Annotated in this window: 19 protein-coding genes; 7 read left to right on the top strand and 12 right to left on the bottom strand. The window is 48.0% G+C overall.

What is annotated here, in order from left to right:
• The first annotated feature begins 16 nt into the window (after nt 1-16).
• From ACEW9I_RS24685 to ACEW9I_RS24675, 3 genes are all read left to right on the top strand, one after another.
• A complete protein-coding gene (locus tag ACEW9I_RS24685; protein ID WP_373542986.1) occupies nt 17-139 on the top strand; it encodes a hypothetical protein in 123 nt (40 codons plus the stop codon).
• Nucleotides 140-195: 56 nt separating this feature from the next.
• Nucleotides 196-1,842, top strand: a complete 1,647-nt coding sequence (locus ACEW9I_RS24680; protein ID WP_373542985.1) for an MBL fold metallo-hydrolase — start codon at nt 196-198, stop codon at nt 1,840-1,842.
• 109 nt (nt 1,843-1,951) lie between these two features.
• Nucleotides 1,952-2,746, top strand: coding sequence for a thiazole synthase (locus ACEW9I_RS24675; protein WP_373542984.1), 795 nt, complete (start codon nt 1,952-1,954; stop codon nt 2,744-2,746).
• 84 nt (nt 2,747-2,830) lie between these two features.
• Here the strand turns inward: ACEW9I_RS24675 and ACEW9I_RS24670 are convergent, their stop codons facing one another.
• From ACEW9I_RS24670 to ACEW9I_RS24625, 10 genes are all read right to left on the bottom strand, one after another.
• Nucleotides 2,831-3,058 carry an indolepyruvate ferredoxin oxidoreductase subunit alpha gene (locus tag ACEW9I_RS24670; protein ID WP_373542983.1) on the bottom strand — a complete coding sequence of 76 codons (228 nt, stop codon included), beginning with the start codon at nt 3,056-3,058 and terminating at the stop codon, nt 2,831-2,833.
• A 61-nt stretch (nt 3,059-3,119) separates the two neighbouring features.
• Nucleotides 3,120-3,404, bottom strand: coding sequence for an Asp-tRNA(Asn)/Glu-tRNA(Gln) amidotransferase subunit GatC (gene gatC / locus ACEW9I_RS24665; RefSeq protein WP_373542982.1), 285 nt, complete (start codon nt 3,402-3,404; stop codon nt 3,120-3,122).
• Between the two features lie 88 nt (nt 3,405-3,492).
• Entirely contained in the window at nt 3,493-4,014 is a 522-nt protein-coding gene (locus ACEW9I_RS24660) for a photosystem I assembly protein Ycf3 (RefSeq protein WP_373542981.1), read from the bottom strand.
• Between the two features lie 284 nt (nt 4,015-4,298).
• A complete protein-coding gene (gene ilvC, locus ACEW9I_RS24655) occupies nt 4,299-5,294 on the bottom strand; it encodes a ketol-acid reductoisomerase (protein WP_373542980.1) in 996 nt (331 codons plus the stop codon).
• A 174-nt stretch (nt 5,295-5,468) separates the two neighbouring features.
• Nucleotides 5,469-6,719: a rod shape-determining protein RodA gene (gene rodA, locus ACEW9I_RS24650; RefSeq protein WP_373542979.1), complete on the bottom strand. Its 1,251-nt coding sequence runs from the start codon at nt 6,717-6,719 to the stop codon at nt 5,469-5,471.
• Nucleotides 6,720-6,816: 97 nt separating this feature from the next.
• Complete coding sequence (locus tag ACEW9I_RS24645) at nt 6,817-7,866, bottom strand: Mrp/NBP35 family ATP-binding protein (RefSeq protein ID WP_373542978.1); 1,050 nt, start codon at nt 7,864-7,866, stop codon at nt 6,817-6,819.
• 661 nt (nt 7,867-8,527) lie between these two features.
• Nucleotides 8,528-8,656, bottom strand: a complete 129-nt coding sequence (locus ACEW9I_RS24640; RefSeq protein WP_373542977.1) for a hypothetical protein — start codon at nt 8,654-8,656, stop codon at nt 8,528-8,530.
• Nucleotides 8,653-9,927: an FAD-dependent oxidoreductase gene (locus ACEW9I_RS24635; protein WP_373542976.1), complete on the bottom strand. Its 1,275-nt coding sequence runs from the start codon at nt 9,925-9,927 to the stop codon at nt 8,653-8,655. The genes ACEW9I_RS24640 and ACEW9I_RS24635 overlap by 4 nt, the downstream gene beginning before the upstream one ends.
• A gap of 195 nt (nt 9,928-10,122) precedes the next feature.
• The gene (locus ACEW9I_RS24630) at nt 10,123-11,661 is read right to left on the bottom strand and encodes a phytoene desaturase family protein (RefSeq protein ID WP_373542975.1); all 1,539 of its coding nucleotides are present in this window, start codon (nt 11,659-11,661) and stop codon (nt 10,123-10,125) included.
• A 63-nt stretch (nt 11,662-11,724) separates the two neighbouring features.
• Nucleotides 11,725-12,216, bottom strand: a complete 492-nt coding sequence (locus tag ACEW9I_RS24625) for a universal stress protein (protein ID WP_373542974.1) — start codon at nt 12,214-12,216, stop codon at nt 11,725-11,727.
• A 563-nt stretch (nt 12,217-12,779) separates the two neighbouring features.
• On the opposite strand from ACEW9I_RS24625, the gene ACEW9I_RS24620 reads away from it, so the two are divergent.
• From ACEW9I_RS24620 to ACEW9I_RS24605, 4 genes are all read left to right on the top strand, one after another.
• Nucleotides 12,780-14,645 carry an ABC transporter ATP-binding protein gene (locus tag ACEW9I_RS24620; RefSeq protein WP_373542973.1) on the top strand — a complete coding sequence of 622 codons (1,866 nt, stop codon included), beginning with the start codon at nt 12,780-12,782 and terminating at the stop codon, nt 14,643-14,645.
• 35 nt (nt 14,646-14,680) lie between these two features.
• Complete coding sequence (locus ACEW9I_RS24615) at nt 14,681-14,857, top strand: hypothetical protein (protein WP_373542972.1); 177 nt, start codon at nt 14,681-14,683, stop codon at nt 14,855-14,857.
• Between the two features lie 144 nt (nt 14,858-15,001).
• Nucleotides 15,002-15,526, top strand: a complete 525-nt coding sequence (locus ACEW9I_RS24610) for a phosphate-starvation-inducible PsiE family protein (protein ID WP_373542971.1) — start codon at nt 15,002-15,004, stop codon at nt 15,524-15,526.
• Between the two features lie 137 nt (nt 15,527-15,663).
• Nucleotides 15,664-16,077, top strand: coding sequence for a hypothetical protein (locus ACEW9I_RS24605; RefSeq protein ID WP_373542970.1), 414 nt, complete (start codon nt 15,664-15,666; stop codon nt 16,075-16,077).
• Nucleotides 16,078-16,105: 28 nt separating this feature from the next.
• On the opposite strand, the gene ACEW9I_RS24600 is transcribed toward ACEW9I_RS24605, so the two are convergent.
• A complete protein-coding gene (locus ACEW9I_RS24600) occupies nt 16,106-16,768 on the bottom strand; it encodes a response regulator (RefSeq protein WP_373542969.1) in 663 nt (220 codons plus the stop codon).
• Between the two features lie 141 nt (nt 16,769-16,909).
• The coding region (locus tag ACEW9I_RS24595) for a sensor histidine kinase (RefSeq protein ID WP_373542968.1) at nt 16,910-17,522 on the bottom strand (613 nt) is incomplete at its 5' end.

Here is a 17,522-nt window from a genome sequence, read left to right as displayed (position 1 = left end):
TCCCTAAAGCCTAATTATGAGCGTTCAAATCATCCTCCCAATTCTAACGATCCCCTTTATTCTCGGCGCGCTATTTTTTGGTACCCGCAACGGCTTCTACAACTCAGACAAATATCATGGTAATGGTTCCGCGCACTAACTAGTGCCATACTTGCCTTGTTGGTGTAGCCGCTGCCACGATCGCATCTTCACACAGTGGCATCGGATTTCTTGGGGACTTTTTCCTTGTCTACGCTACCTCAACCTAGTAATGAAGATTTAGTTTGCCTTCCCTATGGCGTCGGGCATGGTGATGAAGGCGTGTGCTTGTTGGTGAAGATGGGGCCATATCGGATCTTACTCGACTGTGGCTTGAGTGATATTTCACCACTGCTGACAGCAGATCGTTTGCCAGTCTGCGATCTGGTCATCTGTAGCCACGCTCATGCAGATCGAGCTAGAGGCTTGCTAGCTCTGCATCGTGCTGCTCCCAAGCTGCCGATTTATACTAGCGAAGTTACCAGCCTACTGCTACCGCTCAACTGGTTGGACGATGCTGAGGAGGTGCTGCCGTTTAGTCAAGCATTGCCGTGGCGCAGATCGATCGAGTTTCAAGATGGATTGACTGCGGAATTATTCCCAGCAGGACATTTGCCAGGTGCAGCGGCGATCCTATTGACCTATACCGGATTTTATCAGTCTTATAGTGTCTTCTATACGGGTGACTTTTTTCTGTCCAATTCCCGCTTGGTAGAAGGCTTGCATTTAGAATCAATTCGGCATCTCAATCCCGATGTCCTGATTGTTGAAGGTAGTTATGGCACAGCGCGCCATCCACACCGCCGCAAGCAAGAAAATACCTTGATGGCACGGATCGATCGGGCGATCGTCCAACAACAGTCGATTATCCTCCCAGTTGCGACGATCGGCATCGCCCAAGAATTGTTGATCCTACTCCGCAGTCACCATTTATTTACCGGACGTGACATTGATATCTGGGTAGATGGGACGATCGCGGTAGCTTGCGATCTCTACTTGCAGATTCTCCCACACTTCCCCCCCGCCGTCCAAAACTTTGCCCGCCATCAATCCCTATTCTGGGATGAAAAAGTGCGCCCTCACGTCCGCCAGCTCACGCCAGAGCGGCTACTTGAGATTCATCAGCGTCCATGCATTATCCTCACCGACACCGATACCGCTCTCGATACTTATACAGATGGACATCCGTTCCCGTTGCTGGTACTGTTTCCCGCCGTACCACAGGGGATGACAGTGCTACCAGCCGCTACTCCCCAGATTACCGTCGAAACCTACCTGTTGAGCGAACATTCCGATGGTGCTGGCACAGCGCAATTAATTCACAATATCCGTCCCAAACACGTCGTCTTCATTCACGGTTCACCGCCCTATTTAGCCGATCTCACCGCCCTAGAAGAACTCCAGAACCGTTATCACCTTCACTCTCCCGCCGCAGGGACGCTAGTCTCGCTCCCCATTGGCGATACCTTCATCCAACCCGCGCCGCCGACAGATCCCAATTATGAGGGCGAACTCACCGAATCAGAACGCCAGATTGATATTACCTTGCCCAATGCGATCGCTAGCGACCCGAGATGGCACAACTTCGCCGATACTGGAATAGTAGAAGCCAGATGGCAAGGCGAAGAAATCGTCCTTAGAGGAGTGTCCCAACGCGAAATTCTCGATCGACAGCAAGAACTCAACCTCGCTCCAGACACACCCTGCTGTGGCAATTGTCTGTATCAACGCAGCTCTCGCTGTTATAATAGTCGATCCCCACTACACGGGTTTAAGGTGACTCCCGATGGCTTTTGTCCCTTCTTTGAAGAGGGTAGAGGGTAGGCTTTAGGTTTTAAGCTTGCTTGATGCTTTAAGTTCGATCGTCCAGCACTCATTCATGCCCGCCACTCTCTACCCTCTACCCTCTACCCTCTACCCTCTACCCTCTACTATGGATCGTCCCCTCATTATTGCAGGCAAAACCTTTAACTCGCGGCTGATGACGGGTACGGGAAAATATCGTAGTATCGAGCAGATGCAAAAGAGCATCATCGCTAGCGGTTGCGAGATCGTCACCGTCGCCGTACGCCGAGTCCAAACCAAAGCCGTCGGACATGAAGGTTTGGCAGAAGCGATCGATTGGTCTAAAATCTGGATGCTACCCAATACCGCTGGCTGTGAGACTGCCGCAGATGCCGTGCGCGTGGCGAGATTGGGTCGCGAGATGGCAAAATTATTGGGGCAGGAAGATAATAACTTCGTCAAATTGGAAGTCATCCCCGCAGGTAAATATCTCTTACCAGATCCGATCGGTACCCTCCAAGCAGCCGAGCAGCTCGTCAAAGAAGGCTTCGCCGTACTCCCCTATATCAACGCCGATCCACTGCTAGCCAAGCGGCTCGAAGAAGCCGGATGCGTTACAGTGATGCCATTAGGTTCCCCGATCGGCTCGGGACAAGGCATCAGAAACCTCGCTAATATCCAAATCATCATCGAAAATGCCCGAGTCCCCGTCGTCGTCGATGCGGGGATCGGTACCCCTAGCGAAGCCGCTCAAGCGATGGAAATCGGTGCGGATGCTCTATTGATCAATACCGCGATCGCCTGTGCTGAAGATGCCCCCCTGATGGCTCAGGCGATGGGAATGGCAGCGCGATCGGGACGGTTGGGCTATCTGGCGGGGAGAATTCCAGTTGCGAAGGTCGCGATCGCTAGTTCCCCTCCAACTGGAACAATTAACTCGTAGGTTGAATCGATCGGGGAAAGTAATTTATCAAAGCAGTTTCGTCAGTGGTGGATAACTTTTTAATAGTCCATTTCAGCTAAATTTTTATTTAGATATGCTTTGTAAATCGGGTCTTTCTTCCGGCAGAATTGCCCCCTCGATCGGGCAAACTTGAATGCAAATTCCACAGTCAATACAGGTAGAAAAATCAATCCAATACCAATCGGTACCCAGCGTGTTTTTACCTGGTCCTTCATGAATACAAGCGACCGGACAAGCCGCTACACAGTCGGCTATACCTTCACAAACATTGGTAACGATCGAGTGGGACACAATTTCTGCTCTACTAATAATTGATAATAATTAATCGTAACGTAAATCGCCAACCAGATGGCTAAGTCATGATTTTTGGAACTTTAAAAAAATCGGTTTCGCGATCGGGTGCCGCTGCATAGATCCCTGCCAAATTTTGATAAGGTGACAGTGAATCGTGGCGGGTGATATTGCTCATATCGATCGCTCTAGTTGTCGGCTCGACATTTTCGGTGTCGAGTTCACTCAATTGCTCGAAGTAATCGAGAATACTGCTCATCTGTTTAGCATATTGTTCTTCTTCGGCGGGAGTGAGTTCCAATCGAGAGAGGAGGGCTACTTTGTGTACTTGTGCGCGATCGAGCATTGGGGATTAATAAGGTGACTGGGGGGACTGGGACTGGGAGACTGGGGGACTTGCTAAACGGCATTCACCATTCACTAAAACCAAAAGCCTAGAAATAAATATCTAGTTGAGAGCGTCCGGTGGTTTTGAGCCAGTTTTGAGCTTCGATATAGTTGTTGGGAGCGATCTTGATGGCTTGAATCCAGTACTCAGCAGCTTTACCGAGCAGAGCTTCGCTAGCTGTCATATCGCCCTCATCTGCGGCTTTTTCGCCTTGATAGTGGTAGATGACAGCAATATTATTGAGGGCTTGACAGAGGCGGGAATTGAGTTCGACAGCTTGGAAATATTGATTGAGGGCGCGCTCGTGTTCGCCATTGCTGGCGTAGATCAAGCCCATATTGTACAGGATATAACTGCGATCGTAGTCGCTGTCTTCCAGGCGCAGGGCTTCTTCATAGTTGTCTAGAGCCTCGGCATATTCACCATCAGCTTGGGCGGACATCCCGTCACGATAATAAACAAACGCCTCTTTGGCACGCTTGTTGGTGGGCATGATCTTGAGTAAGATATCTGCCATGACGGTGAAGCTTTTGTCGATGAAGTTATCGTTCTTCTGGGTTCTTGGCATGGCTGGATGAGAGGGTAGAGGGTGGAGGGTAGCTGTGAGCTAATTCCGATCTGGTAGATGTCTGTACCGCACCTACTCAATTGAGATATTTTTACTCACAGCTATCTATTTTAGCGTTCTCGGAAATGAAACCAAGGGCTAGTAACATTTCTCCTTAGTTCGATCGCATCCACTCTGGTGCTGGGCGGCGGGAGCCTGTTTACTGTAAGGCATCCAGTTAAACATCCCCAGCGAACTCAACGGGCGACCGCCTCGGCAATATCGCCAACCCCAACTATCTCAATCTAGTTCTTCTTCAACCAGCTAAACATCGCGCGTAAATCCTTACCCACTGATTCGATTTGGTGTTCGGCTTCCCGACGGCGAATAGCAGTGAAACCAGCGTTACCCGATTGTTTTTCGAGGATAAATTCGCGGGCAAATTGTCCGGTTTGAATCTCACTGAGAATTTTTTTCATCTCGGCTTTAGTCGCGTCAGTGACGATGCGGGGTCCGCGAGTGTAGTCGCCATATTCAGCCGTATTGGAGATACTACTACGCATTTCGGCCAAACCGCCGACGACGACGAGATCGACGATGAGTTTAACTTCATGGAGGCACTCAAAATAGGCGAGTTCGGGCTGATAACCTGCTTCGACGAGGGTTTCAAAGCCAGCTTTAATTAACGCGCTCAGACCGCCACAGAGGACTGCTTGTTCGCCAAAAAGATCGGTTTCGGTTTCTTCACGGAAGGTAGTTTCGAGGATACCCGCACGGGTACCGCCTACGCCTTTGGCATAAGCCATCGCTCGATCGCGTGCCTGTCCAGAAGCATCTTGATAGACGGCAAATAAAGCAGGTACCCCTTGTCCTTTTTCGTACTCATAGCGAACTGTATGTCCAGGACCTTTGGGAGCGATCATCACCACATCGACATCGGCTGGTGGCACGACTTGCCCGAAGTGAATATTAAAACCGTGGGCGAAGGCTAGCGTTTTACCCGCGCACAGATTTGGCTTAATCTCGCTTTCATAGATCCCCCGCTGTACTTCATCGGGGAGTAAAATCATAATCAGGTCTGCGGCGGCTGATGCTTCGGCAACTGTTTTGACGACTAAGCCTTCTGCTTCGGCTTTGGCAGTCGATTTACTCCCTGGGTATAGACCGATAATTACTTTTACGCCACTATCTTTGAGGTTAAGAGCGTGAGCGTGACCCTGGGAACCGTAACCGATAATTGCGACAGTTTTGCCGTTTAATAGGTCTAAATTAGCATCGGCATCATAATACATCTTCGCCACGATCGATCTCTCCTTAACCTGGTACTTTGCTGTTGGCTTCTACTCTTGCATGGCGACGCGTGTCAGCAGCTCCGCCAACGAGCGCATGTAGGCTCATTGTGCATTAGCGTAGGCAGAACATTTTACCATATCAAGGTATACCGATCGGCAAGACGATCTCATCTGCCCCGATCCTTACAAACTAAACCGCCGTCGATAGTTGGCTACCGACTCGACCAACCCGAGGGCAATAAAGTTGGTGATCAGTGCCGATCCGCCATAACTGATCCAAGGTAACGGAATACCAGTAACTGGGGCAATCCCGATCGTCATACTAATATTGACGATCGCCTGAAAGCTAATCATCAGTAAGACGCCAATCGCCAATAGCGACCCAAAATTATTTGGAGCTTGGCGCGCAACTCGCAACAATCGCCAGCAGACCAGCAAAAAGGCGACAAGCGCACACATCGCGCCGACAAATCCTAGCTCCTCCCCGATCGAGGAAAAGATAAAGTCGGTATGCTGTTCGGGGATAAAATTGAGTTGCGTCTGCGTGCCTTGATTGAGTCCCTGTCCCCACAATTCACCCGCACCGATCGCAATACGCGACTGGATCAAGTGATATCCAGCACCCAACGGGTATTTCTCGGGATCGAGAAATACAATCAGCCGCGCTTTTTGATAGTCTTTGAGCACATGCCAGAATACCTGTCCGAGCATTCCAAACGCAATATTAACGCCGAGTGCGACGAGGGAAGTGACCCACCGCAATGGGAGCGTCAACCAGCCAACGACGCCCATCAGTACCGCCCAAACAATCCAAGCAGGCATACTCAGGCTATACAAAATTGCCGCGACCAGCGGCGATACTAGGAGCAGTAGCCAACCTGGGTTCGCATTTGCCCAATACAACATCCCGATCGCGATCGCCCCAAATACCAATGATGTCCCCAGATCTGGTTGAATGAACACCAATAACCACGGTAGGAGGGTAATGGCTAAAGTACTAAAAAATGTCGGCAGTGTATTCGCTGGACGCCGATGCAAAATTGCTGCCAGCGTAATAATCAATCCCACTTTGGCAAATTCTGACGGCTGGACATTGAAACCGCCAATACTAATCCATCGCTGCGCGCCCTTGGCACTATTGCCCAAGAAATCTACCGCCAGCAGCAATCCGCTAGTCAAGCCATAAGTCACCCAGTGCCAGCGGAGCAGATGATTATAAGAGATCCGCGCTATCCCAAACGCGATCGCCAGTCCGATGCTACCAAAGACCCAGTGCTGCACCCAATGATTGACTGGTTGGTTTAGCTCAGTACTGCGGATCATCACTCCACCAAAAAAGGTCAACCCTACAACTAGAAAGAGTAACAGCCAGTCCATCTGTTGCCAATGGATAAATAAATCTTGCCAAGGCGATCGATTTGAGGATTTGTACATTGAAGGGACGGGATGGGGGATGGAGAAAAATGGTGGGACAGGGAGATCGATCTGTAATTTCCCTAAAACCTAAAGCCTAAAGCCTAAAGCCGACAACCTATCCTAGTGCTGCGACCGAGACTTTGCCAGCAATTGCTTTGGCAATACTCACTAAAGCCTGAGCTGAGGCTGATGCTGGATCGCCAATGACGATCGGGATGCCACAATCGCCACCAGTCCGCACGGGGATTTCGAGCGGGATGCGACCGAGTAAGGGTACTCCGACTTCGGTGGCAAATTTCTCGCCACCATCAGAACCGAAGATATCATACTGCCGATCGGGTAAATCTGGGGGAATAAAGTAACTCATATTTTCGACTACTCCCAGCACGGTGGTAAATTTCTCAAACATCCGCAATCCTTTGCGCGCATCGGCGAGGGCGACGGTTTGGGGTGTTGTCACAATTACGGCTCCCGCCATCGGGACGGCTTGAGCGAGGGTCAATTGCGCGTCGCCAGTGCCTGGTGGGAGATCGACGATCAGATAATCCAACTCGCCCCAATTAACTTGATACAAAAATTGGCGGATGATCCCATTTAACATCGGCCCCCGCCAGATCACAGGCTGGTCGCGATCGATCAAAAATGCCATCGATACCAGTTTCACGCCGTGATTAAATGCAGGTTCGAGTACACCATTTTCAGTTGCTGCTAATCGAATATCGCTCAAACCAAACATCAATGGTGCATTGGGGCCATAGATATCAGCATCGAGCAACCCAACTTTCGCACCCAATTGGGCGAGGGCAACGGCTACATTTGCCGCTACCGTACTTTTGCCTACACCACCTTTACCGCTGGAGATGGCGATGATATTCTTGACGCGATCGATGCCTTCACGGTCGGGTAAGCCCTTTTGGTTGGGGATTTCGGCAGTTACTTCGACTTCTACATCAGTCACGCCTGGGAGCGTTTTGACAGCCTGTTTGCATTCATCGACGATAAATTCGCGCAAGGGACAGGCGGGTGTCGTTAAGACCACTGTAAATTTCACAACCCCACCATCTACCTGAATATTGCGAATCATATTCAGTGCTACCAGACTCTTTTGTAGCTCTGGATCTTGGACGGGTTTTAGTACTTCGAGGACAGCACTGATATCTAACATAGTTATTTTATATATTGTTGCGATGCGGCTGAGTCACGAGCTTGTCAGACTATAGGCATCTTAACTGGGAATCGCCCGCCCTACAAAACTTGGATATGTGGGTGAGGATGCCAATCTACATCTGCTTGGCGATCGAGAAAATACCAACTCATCGCTAAATATCTAGCTTATAGCAATACTCAATGAGAAAATAGGTTGAGGTAGGGTGTGTTGGGCTGCTGCCGCATGAGCACCACGATCGATCCTCTTTTGAGACATCCTCTCTCATCTAATCCATGCACAGAAATCAACTAAAGCGGCGATCGAATCTCGGATCGAAGTGGTGTTTTTTCTGGCTATTGCCTGAAGGGGTGACAAACGACGCTCGAAGGCAGAGCTGATAACGATTGAAGAAGAATATTGCTCAGACGATCGTCTGAGAGACAGAAGATTACACTTGTGGGGATAAGAGAGTGAGATAATTAAGAGTAAAAATGATCCAAAAGTTATCGTCTCGGGTGACCCGAGACGAAGAGCATCAACATTAATGTATCCAGAATTATATCAAAAATGGTTCAAGTTAAGTTTAAATCCAACAGAAATGGTTTTGATAGAAATCCTAATGAAGGATGGTTTCTTCTGACAACTCTTTCAGATATTAATTCAGCCGTTGCCGCTTACGCTACTCGATTTCAAATAGAAGAGATGTTTCGCGATCGATCGATTGAGTAGGACGCTGGACTGCTTGGGAGTCAGAGGCAAACGCGACCCTACCGCCAACAATTGCTAACTGAACAAAATCTGCTCTCATTTGCTGCCAACTAAGGAAACAGATGCCAGACTCACCCCAATTAGTTGAGCGACTCGAACGGCGGAAGTAATGGCTCCACCATGCAAACCATCGCCGAGATACGCTCCCGCATGATAAGTATGATTTTCGCCATTAGTCGCAACTACTTCGTCGCGGTATCGAAAAGATGCAGTTGTATATAAAGGAGTATGATGTGCTTGGGTATGAATAATTTGCGCTGGTGCAATTAATTCTTCTAGTTGGAATGATAGGAAATAGTGTGGTGGTGGTGAGATGTCACAAAGTTGGTTGAGGTAGCCGTTATAGCCCCAGCGAGTACCTGTTTGAAAGAAATCAAATTCTGAGGGTTTGTGGATGCCAAAGCGATCGTACATCGTCGCATCTTGGTGAAGTATGCTAGTTAGATGATTAGCTTTCCATGCCGAAAATCGCTTGGTTTCGGCGGTAGTTGGATCGGCGAGTAGTGCCATTACCTGGTCTGGTGGCGTAGCAAATACGATGCGATCGAATTCCTGGATTTCACCTGTAGAGCGGATGATTTTGACACCATCAGAACTTCTGATAATGCGATCGATCTTGACATCCAGCACGATCTCACCCTGAAATCGACTGAGGATTTTTTCAATATAAGTATATACGCCACCTTTAACTCTGACCCAATTAACCGCAATATATTCACGCAACATCGGCATTGCCAACTCGGCGGGAAAATCATCAATCAGTTCAAACGGAATTGAGTAACTATACATCACCATTAACTTCAGCCAGATATCACGAGTAGACGAATATTTTAGATATGCTGAGATCGATTCTCCGCAGGAGAGGTTATGCCAACGATCCGAAAAATCGTGCAGGTTGGCAAATTGGGTTTTTATCCATAATCCCGCAGAACGAGCATAGAGAGTATCAAGGCGTAGGTGTTCGACAAGACGGTGAATACCTGTAAAATTATTATCGATCGTCACTCCTGATAAAAAACTACTACCATTGTTAAAAAACATGGCTGAACCAGTACTCACAGGTTCTAGTTCTACATCTAATTCTTTCATAAGAGTGATGAAGTCTGTAAACGCCGTTGGAAATTCCAGCACTCCACCTTCAAGAATTTCGGTACAATCCGATCGATTCGGCTGGACGTTTTTATTTAGTGTCCGAATATGTCCGCCCAGCATCGATTCTCGTTCAAATACAGTGACATGATGCCCTTGTTTATCGAGTAGATAAGCTGATACCATCCCACTCGCGCCACCACCAATGACTGCAATTTTCATAATTAAGTTAACCTCTAAATTGTAGAAAATCCCCTCCGAGGAGCGGCGGTTTGATATCTCCAGGGGGAGAGGCTCCGCCAACGGAGGTTCCCTCCGCACAAAAAAACCGACAAGACAGGGGTGCCCGGAGGGCAGCACATTTATAGTGCGGGTGAGTAGATCTTCGCCGCAGCATATCAACTTTCGTGTGTTGCCTTAGCCATCCCCCAAAATCACATCCCCAGACAATCGTTGATACAACAATGCCCCCGTCCAAACCGTCGGTGCAAAACCTGGATAACCAGATGAAGCATTACAGAAATAAAACCGCTCCAGTGAAGTTTGATGATTCAATCGTCCCAAACCCATATTGCGTGGAGTCAAAATCGAGCCGTAAGAATTTCCTTCAGGACACCAGCAATACCGTTCATTAGTAGTCGGGCTACCTGTAATTTCAAACACCAGATGCTGCCGAAAATTCGGCACATAGTGTTTCTCTACTACATCAAGAATCGCATCTAAAATCTCTTGCTTCTTCTGTCTATAAGCTTTGGGGTCGTCATCTCGTAGCTGCTTAAAGTAGCTATAATTAGCAACAGTCAGAAATTCGACAATCTGACAATCTGCCGGACAATCTCGACTTGCCTCTGTTAATAAAGTCGGCGTGGTAATGGCAAAACTGGGATTAGAATAGTCATGGCGATCGTACATTTGGGCGAACGCTTCATTCAGACTTTCATGCCCTGTATGCGAAACATTCCACTTCCCAAATCCATAATCTCGCAGGTCGAGATCTTTGACGACGCAGTAAACCATGTAGTTAGATGCTGAATATTCATAGTCGAGTTTGCGACGGACAGTTGTGGAGAACTTGTCTAACCCGATCGTTTTGGCAGCTCGTTGAGGGTCGATATTGCAAATAACCGTATCGCCCGTAAATTCTGTGGTTTGATGAGTAGTGAGGTTCATTGCCTCAACTCCCGTCACAGTTTTATCTGTAAGTCGAAAATTCGTGACTTCATGGTTGAGCAATACCTGTCCCCCATTTGATTCGATGACTTTCACCAACGAATTAATTACCGATTCAAAATGTTGAGTTGGGTAAAATGCCCCTGCTTGATAACCTCGGAATAATGCCACCCACGCAAAGAAGGAAAGTTGGTTTGGTGGCAGTAAAAAATCTAGCCATTGCAGGGCTAAAAGGGTCTGTGCGGCTTGGGGAAGCTGGCATCTGTCAAATACATCCTGAAGGGTATTATTGAGATTCGAGACGGCACTGAATGCCGCCTGGGGATGCTTGATTAGTTCTACTGGATTAATAGGTGGCGCAAGTATTTTCAAACCTGCACCAGTTTTTTCGACTTCATTTACAAATTGGCGAATGTGATGCGAATGTTCGGGAAATAGTGCAGACAATCGCTGAATTAGTTCTGCTGGTTGCGAGGGAATATCCATTTTATATCCGGGCATTCGCATGTGGTCGAAACCATCAGGATCGTATCGTTCAAAGGTTACTTCTTTATCCAAGCCCAGTTTTTTAAGTACCCGATTCACAGTTTGCCCTTCGCCGCAATCCCAAACGTAGTGAAATTGAGCATTAAACGTATACTTTTTAGCCATCGTAAACGTATGACCAAATCCACCTGGATGCTCGTGAGCTTCGAGGATCTGGACACTCTTCCCAGCGTTTGCCATCAATGCACCAAAAGTCAATGCTGATAAGCCACTGCCGATAATCAGGTAATCTGGCTGCATAAAGAAGTTCCTCGGTCGATAAATGTTAGCTATTTTTCGATTAATCCGTAAGATTCATCAGAGCTAATTTGTACTTTGCTTCTGCTGAATCACCAATACCGAGCAAGGTGCATGATGCAAAACATAGTTACTGGTGCTACCCAAAAAAATCTCACTCAACATCGATTTTTGGTTACGTCCCATTACGATTAGATCCGCCGAATAGTTTTTTGCTGTTTCACAGATCGTGCGTCCGGCATCGCCAATATTTTGAAAGATCTCGACATGAATATTTCTGGCTTTAGCCTGTATAGCATAAGACTCTAAACGTACTACTCCCTGTTTTTCGTAGTCTTGTAGCTCTTGCTGATATCGTTGAATTGCCAGATCGTTCATCATCGGATAAGTACCGCCCATGAATGGATTGCTGACTGCTTCAAAACCAGTTTGAAAGAGGTTGAGGACATGTAAGATCGAAATCTGGGCACCATATTTCTCAGCAAGTGCTAGTCCTGATTTAAAAATCTCTGCCGACTCTGGAGAGTCACCAGTTGCTATTAAGATTTTTTGCAGCATTTATCAATTGATTTAATAAGATTGTTGATTGTATTAGTCACGATCTTTTCTCTAAATATGTAATTATATATTAGGCTATAAATGTGAGTATCTTGTGAGGGAAATATGCTTGCAACTGATTATGGGATGGAGATCGTGGTTTCCATCTACTTTTTTTAAAGCTGATTGAAAATAATAGTCATATAGCTAACAAATAAATCGGTAAATAGATAGATTTATCGATCCAGCCTGCCGCTTGAGTATCGATCGATAGAGGGGTATTTTTAGATTTCCACTGTACTCTAAAGATTTTAGTATGGCGATCGACAATGACATCACCGATCGCCTCTGGTTCGGGGAGTTAGAGAAAAGCTAAATTCGTCGCTGGAGAAACCGCTACTTGCAATTCCCGCCGCAAAAAGTCTCTGAGTCCCGCCGCATCCGATCGGCGAATTGTCTTTTATTCCAACCCTAATCTTAATATTCTTCAAGTATGCTGTTACAGGGATCTATGTGAGGGGGGGCACTTGTGTCTCCCAGCAGTAGAGATCGTTGACCGTTAATTTTCAGTTTGGAGTCAGCTCATGGCATCTTATCGGGATATAATCGGTTATTTTCGCGGCTACGGGAAGATGGCGACCGTCAGCATTGCCGCAACTAGTCTGTTTGAGGTGGTGGATCTGACCGTGCCCTATGCGATCGGTCAAATTCTCAATGTGCTGTCCAAACAGCCGCTCGACGAGCCATTGGTGGCTCTCACGAAGGCGATCGCGACAAGCTTGGGTCTACCAGTATCGGCGAATTTATCATTAGCCCTGCTGCTGACGATCGTGTTTGTCATCTCTGTTGTGCGCGCCCCGATTCAGCCCTGGATCGGCAGTTGGTTCCACTGGGCGATCCCGCTGCGGGCAAAGCGCGACCATGCCGAGCGAACGATCCAAAAAATTCTGAGCTTGCCCCTAGCTTTCTACGATGAAAACAATCCAGGTCGGATCGCCGGACGGGTCGCACGCGGTTTAACCAACCATACTTGGACTTATCCCGAAATTGCCGGACAGTTGATTCCGAAATTGGTCAGAATCTTCGGCATTTTTATCGCGATCTGTCTGATGGATTGGCGAATTGGGATCGCCTTCGCCCTCTCGTTTACGGCTATTCTGGGATTTAGCCTCAAAGGGTTGCGCTACATCATCAAGCGCGAGGCACTCCTAGATAGTTATATGGAGAATACAGAAAGCCGTACCTCCGAAATTATTACCAATATCAAAACTGTCAAAGCTTTTGCCGCCGAATCCAGCGAACTCGACAGGCAACGGCAACGTCTAGACCGTGAGTTAACGGTCGTACTTTATCGCATCCATCGCAGCTACGTGCGATTGAATATGTGGCAGCGGACGACAGTTCAAAGCTGTACCTTTGGCATCCTGGTGATGACACTACTCGCGACTCAGCGTGGCGAAATGTCTTTAGGTCATTTTGTGACGCTGCTGACGATCTCTAGTATCGCTTATGCCGAGTTAGAACCCTTGAGTATCTTGGCAGAGTTTCTGGCGCGACGTTATGCGTCGATGTTGCGCTTTCACGAGTTTATGCATGAGCCAGTGGGCAGTGATGCGATCGATTTGAGCTTAGTCGTTGGCGTTGGCGAAGCCTTTGCCTCAGCAAAAGCCTCTCCTGTGGAGAATCGGTCTGTGAAGACGTATGATTTTACGGGTAAAGTTGAGTTCGACCATCTCAGTTTTGGTTACGACTCAGCGCGACCGATTTTGCACGATATTAACCTGACGATCGAGCCATATCAAACCGTCGCCCTAGTGGGTAAATCGGGTTCGGGGAAGTCTACGCTCGTCAAGCTGTTATTTCGCTATTTTGAGCCAACTCAGGGTCATATCCGCATCGATGGTCTGGATGTGCGATCGCTAGATATTAGCGCGTATCGATCGCGTTTGGCGATCGTCCATCAGGAGGTCGATATCTTCAACGGGACGATTCTGGACAATCTTCGCTATGGCAACCCTACCGCCGATCCAGATGCAGTGACGGCAGCTTGCAAGATGGCGCGAGTCGATGAATTTATCCATGAGCTACCCCAGGGATATGCCACGGTGGTGGGGGAAAGAGGCGTCCGCCTGTCGGGGGGACAAAGGCAGCGGCTGGGGATTGCCCGCGCCTTAATCGTCAATCCCCAGGTATTGGTATTCGATGAAGCAACTTCCAGCCTCGATTATGAGTCAGAACGGGCGATTCAACTCGCGATGCGATCGATTTTGGGCACGAGAACGACACTGATTATCGCGCACCGACTCAGTACGGTGCGGGATGCTGACAAAATTGTGGTCTTGGATCGGGGTCGGATTGCGGAGGTCGGGACGCACGATGAGCTACTCAAGCACAATGGTGTCTATGCTCGGCTCCACGCGCTCCAAGAAGCTGGAGTGTTGCCATCTTAGCTTAAAAAAATCTATATTAATTTTACTGAATTATAGTGACAAGAATTAGAACCAAGATATGCGATCGCTGTCAACTTCAAGCAGAGATTTTATACCGGATTCGGATTGACAAATCTGGCGAGTGGCAGTTTGCTTGCCCTAAATGTTGGCAATTGCTCAGTCAGGACAACCCTGATTATGTCTATGGTGGTACCTGGAAAGCGCGTAAGTGATAAAGCTTATTGTCTTGATATCTAAAGTTTATCGATGAGAATTTATTAATGATATTTATCAAAACATCTAATTGAATATTGATTGCGAGATGCCAGACTCTACGTTAGTTTAGATCGAAGTACCTTAGTACAGGAACTAGAGCTATGAAGACATCAATTATCGCGCCAATTGAGACTGATGTACAGATCCAGACAGCGAGTGTCCCGTGGTATGCCAAACTCAGTCGCAGTCATATTGTCTGGGTGTTGGAACTAGTCCAAGATACGATTGCGATCTCTCTATGTATTGGATTGTTTTGTGTGATGGTATTGCAGCTCAAGGAGATTTTTCTCTCCCTCATCACAACCTTGCACTTTCATGAGATTACAGCAGATATTTTATTTATTTTGATTTTAGTCGAATTATTTCGGTTGTTGATTATTTATCTCCAAGAACAGCGAGTTTCGATCGGGGTATCGGTGGAAGTCGCGATTGTCTCGGTACTGCGCGAGGTAATTGTCAAAGGGATATTGGAAGTCCAATGGCAACAGGTAATGGCGACTTGTGCATTTTTGATTTCGATGGCGATCTTGATGGTGGTGCGGGTGTGGATTCCGCCGACATTTGAAGGGATCGATCCAGAACACCAGGTTTCCACTCGGCTCAAGGTGAGCAAACATCTGGATTGAAGTTGGAGCTGGGGGGTAATGCAGCGGTAATCGATCGATCGTCCCGATTTCATCCTGATGTCTATCGATCGAGATATCGCTCCTTGGCAAAAATATGGTAAAAGTTAGAGATGTAAGCTTACCAAAGATTAATCACCATGAAATTGAACATCGTACAGTCAATGTCTAATCTCAGACGGTATTTAATGCAAGCGATCGGTACAATCGTCGTGACGATCGCCTGCTGGCAGGGATTGTCAATCGGTGTCGATGCAGCGATCGCCGCGAGTGTGCAGCCAGGACTAGATCGCAGCACTAGTATCGTCACACAGGTAGCCAATCTGGAACGCGAACCAGGACAAATGGAGCAAGTAGTCAAAGATGACAAAAACCCTGCCAGATCGCTGCTAAACACGGCAGAAACTGGTGTCAAGATCGATGCTGATAAAGCCGAAAAACCGATGGGTGACACGCCATCACTAGTCAAAGAAACTGCCGATCGCAACGCCAAGCAAGCTGGGGAATTCTCAGAAAAGACCACGAAAAAAGTTAAAAACTTTTTTGGCTTCTAGGTAGATTCGAGGTCGTGAAACTAACTAGTTAGATCGCTTCTACGAGATGATGTTGACGGGCGATCGCCATGGCTTGTTTGCGATCGCTTGCGCCCAATTTGTGTAAAATCGTGTGAACGTGGACGCGGACAGTGCCTGGGGTGATATACAGGATTTCGGCGATCTGGCGATCGGTTTTGGCGGTGGCAATCAGGTTGAGGATTTCGCGTTCGCGAGGAGTCAGGGCGATCTCTGGAGTGTTAGCACGTGGGTCTTCAGGATGATTTTGAAAGAGGGTATGGATTTCGGCAGTGGCGGTAGCATCCCACCAAGAAGCCCCAGCAATGACCGATTGCATGGCTAAAATCAGTGTTTCGGCGGCGACACCCTTGAGGCAATAACCTTGCGCTCCTGCGGTCACCAACCGCGCAATCAACGATCGATCCTTGCGCGAGGTCAGGACTAAAATGGGTAACTGGGGATGATTTTGCTTGAGTTGGCGACAGGTTTCCAGTCCACCCAATCCTGGTAAGCCAATGTCGAGGAGTACCAGATCGAACGGCTGTTGTTTTGCCAAATCGATAGCTGTTTCACCATCGTATGCTTCAGCCAAGATTTCCACCGTCGATTCGCGCTGCAATCTTACCTGCAAGCCTAGGCGAAACAGTTCATCATCTTCAACTAATAGAATTTTGAGGCGATCTAGGGGCATTTTAAACAGTTGACAGTTGATAGTTGACAGCGACTCGTGAGATTTACATTGGCTCTGGTGCGTTACCCTGCGGGATAACACACCCTACAGTATTCTTACAAATCATTTAGGACTGCTGTAGTTTCACCTAAAGCCTAAAGCCTAGTACGACGGATCGACGATCGCGGCCAGGCGAAACCCAAAGATTGCCCCTCGGGGGGAGCGGTTTTCCGCCCAAATTGTCCCCTCATGCGCTTCGACGATTTGACGAGCGAGATACAGCCCCAACCCTGAGCCACTGGCTTGGCGATTGCTCTGTCCCTGATAAAACCTCTCAAATAAATGGGGCATTTCATCGGGTTGAATTCCTGCTCCAGTATCCATCACTTTCACCACCCGATCTCCCGCCTGAGTTCCGAGTACAACTTCCACTTTTGCGCCGCGTGGCGAGTGATTGATGGCGTTGGCGAGGAGGTTGGCAAATACCCGCTGAAGCTGGAGAGCATCACCATTTACCCAGAGAAACTGGCGGAAGTCGGAGTCTCCATAATTTAATGACAGGTGAACGCGCCGACTCATTGCCAGAGCGAGTAAAGAAGTTGCTGTTGACTCTGCTAATCTGGCAAGATCGATTGGGGTACGATCGAGTTTTAGTCCGTCAATGTCATTGCGATAGACATCTAAGAGCGTTTCGACTAGTTGTAAGCTAGTTTGGTGACTGCGGATGGCGATCTCTAATACGCTTTTTTGCTTGGGTTGGACGGAGCCGAATTGT

Origin of the sequence: Chamaesiphon sp., assembly GCF_041738855.1 — a bacterium.
Classification (GTDB): Bacteria; Cyanobacteriota; Cyanobacteriia; order Cyanobacteriales; family Chamaesiphonaceae; genus Chamaesiphon.
Note: the sequence above shows the minus strand (reverse complement) of the source record. Positions and strands in the feature narration are given on the sequence as shown.

Bases quoted from the DNA above. Each gene is read 5' to 3' on its own strand.
- ACEW9I_RS24675 (WP_373542984.1), top strand. From the start codon at position 1,952: ATGGATCGTCCCCTCATTATTGCAGGCAAAACCTTTAACTCGCGGCTG.
- ACEW9I_RS24605 (WP_373542970.1), top strand. From the start codon at position 15,664: ATGAAATTGAACATCGTACAGTCAATGTCTAATCTCAGACGGTATTTA.
- ACEW9I_RS24640 (WP_373542977.1), bottom strand. From the start codon at position 8,656: ATGAGAGCAGATTTTGTTCAGTTAGCAATTGTTGGCGGTAGGGTCGCG.
- ACEW9I_RS24645 (WP_373542978.1), bottom strand. From the start codon at position 7,866: ATGTTAGATATCAGTGCTGTCCTCGAAGTACTAAAACCCGTCCAAGAT.
- ACEW9I_RS24600 (WP_373542969.1), bottom strand. From the start codon at position 16,768: ATGCCCCTAGATCGCCTCAAAATTCTATTAGTTGAAGATGATGAACTG.
- ACEW9I_RS24635 (WP_373542976.1), bottom strand. From the start codon at position 9,927: ATGAAAATTGCAGTCATTGGTGGTGGCGCGAGTGGGATGGTATCAGCT.
- ACEW9I_RS24630 (WP_373542975.1), bottom strand. From the start codon at position 11,661: ATGCAGCCAGATTACCTGATTATCGGCAGTGGCTTATCAGCATTGACT.
- ACEW9I_RS24625 (WP_373542974.1), bottom strand. From the start codon at position 12,216: ATGCTGCAAAAAATCTTAATAGCAACTGGTGACTCTCCAGAGTCGGCA.
- gatC (WP_373542982.1), bottom strand. From the start codon at position 3,404: ATGCTCGATCGCGCACAAGTACACAAAGTAGCCCTCCTCTCTCGATTG.
- rodA (WP_373542979.1), bottom strand. From the start codon at position 6,719: ATGTACAAATCCTCAAATCGATCGCCTTGGCAAGATTTATTTATCCAT.
- ACEW9I_RS24660 (WP_373542981.1), bottom strand. From the start codon at position 4,014: ATGCCAAGAACCCAGAAGAACGATAACTTCATCGACAAAAGCTTCACC.
- ACEW9I_RS24620 (WP_373542973.1), top strand. From the start codon at position 12,780: ATGGCATCTTATCGGGATATAATCGGTTATTTTCGCGGCTACGGGAAG.
- ACEW9I_RS24610 (WP_373542971.1), top strand. From the start codon at position 15,002: ATGAAGACATCAATTATCGCGCCAATTGAGACTGATGTACAGATCCAG.
- ACEW9I_RS24685 (WP_373542986.1), top strand. From the start codon at position 17: ATGAGCGTTCAAATCATCCTCCCAATTCTAACGATCCCCTTTATTCTC.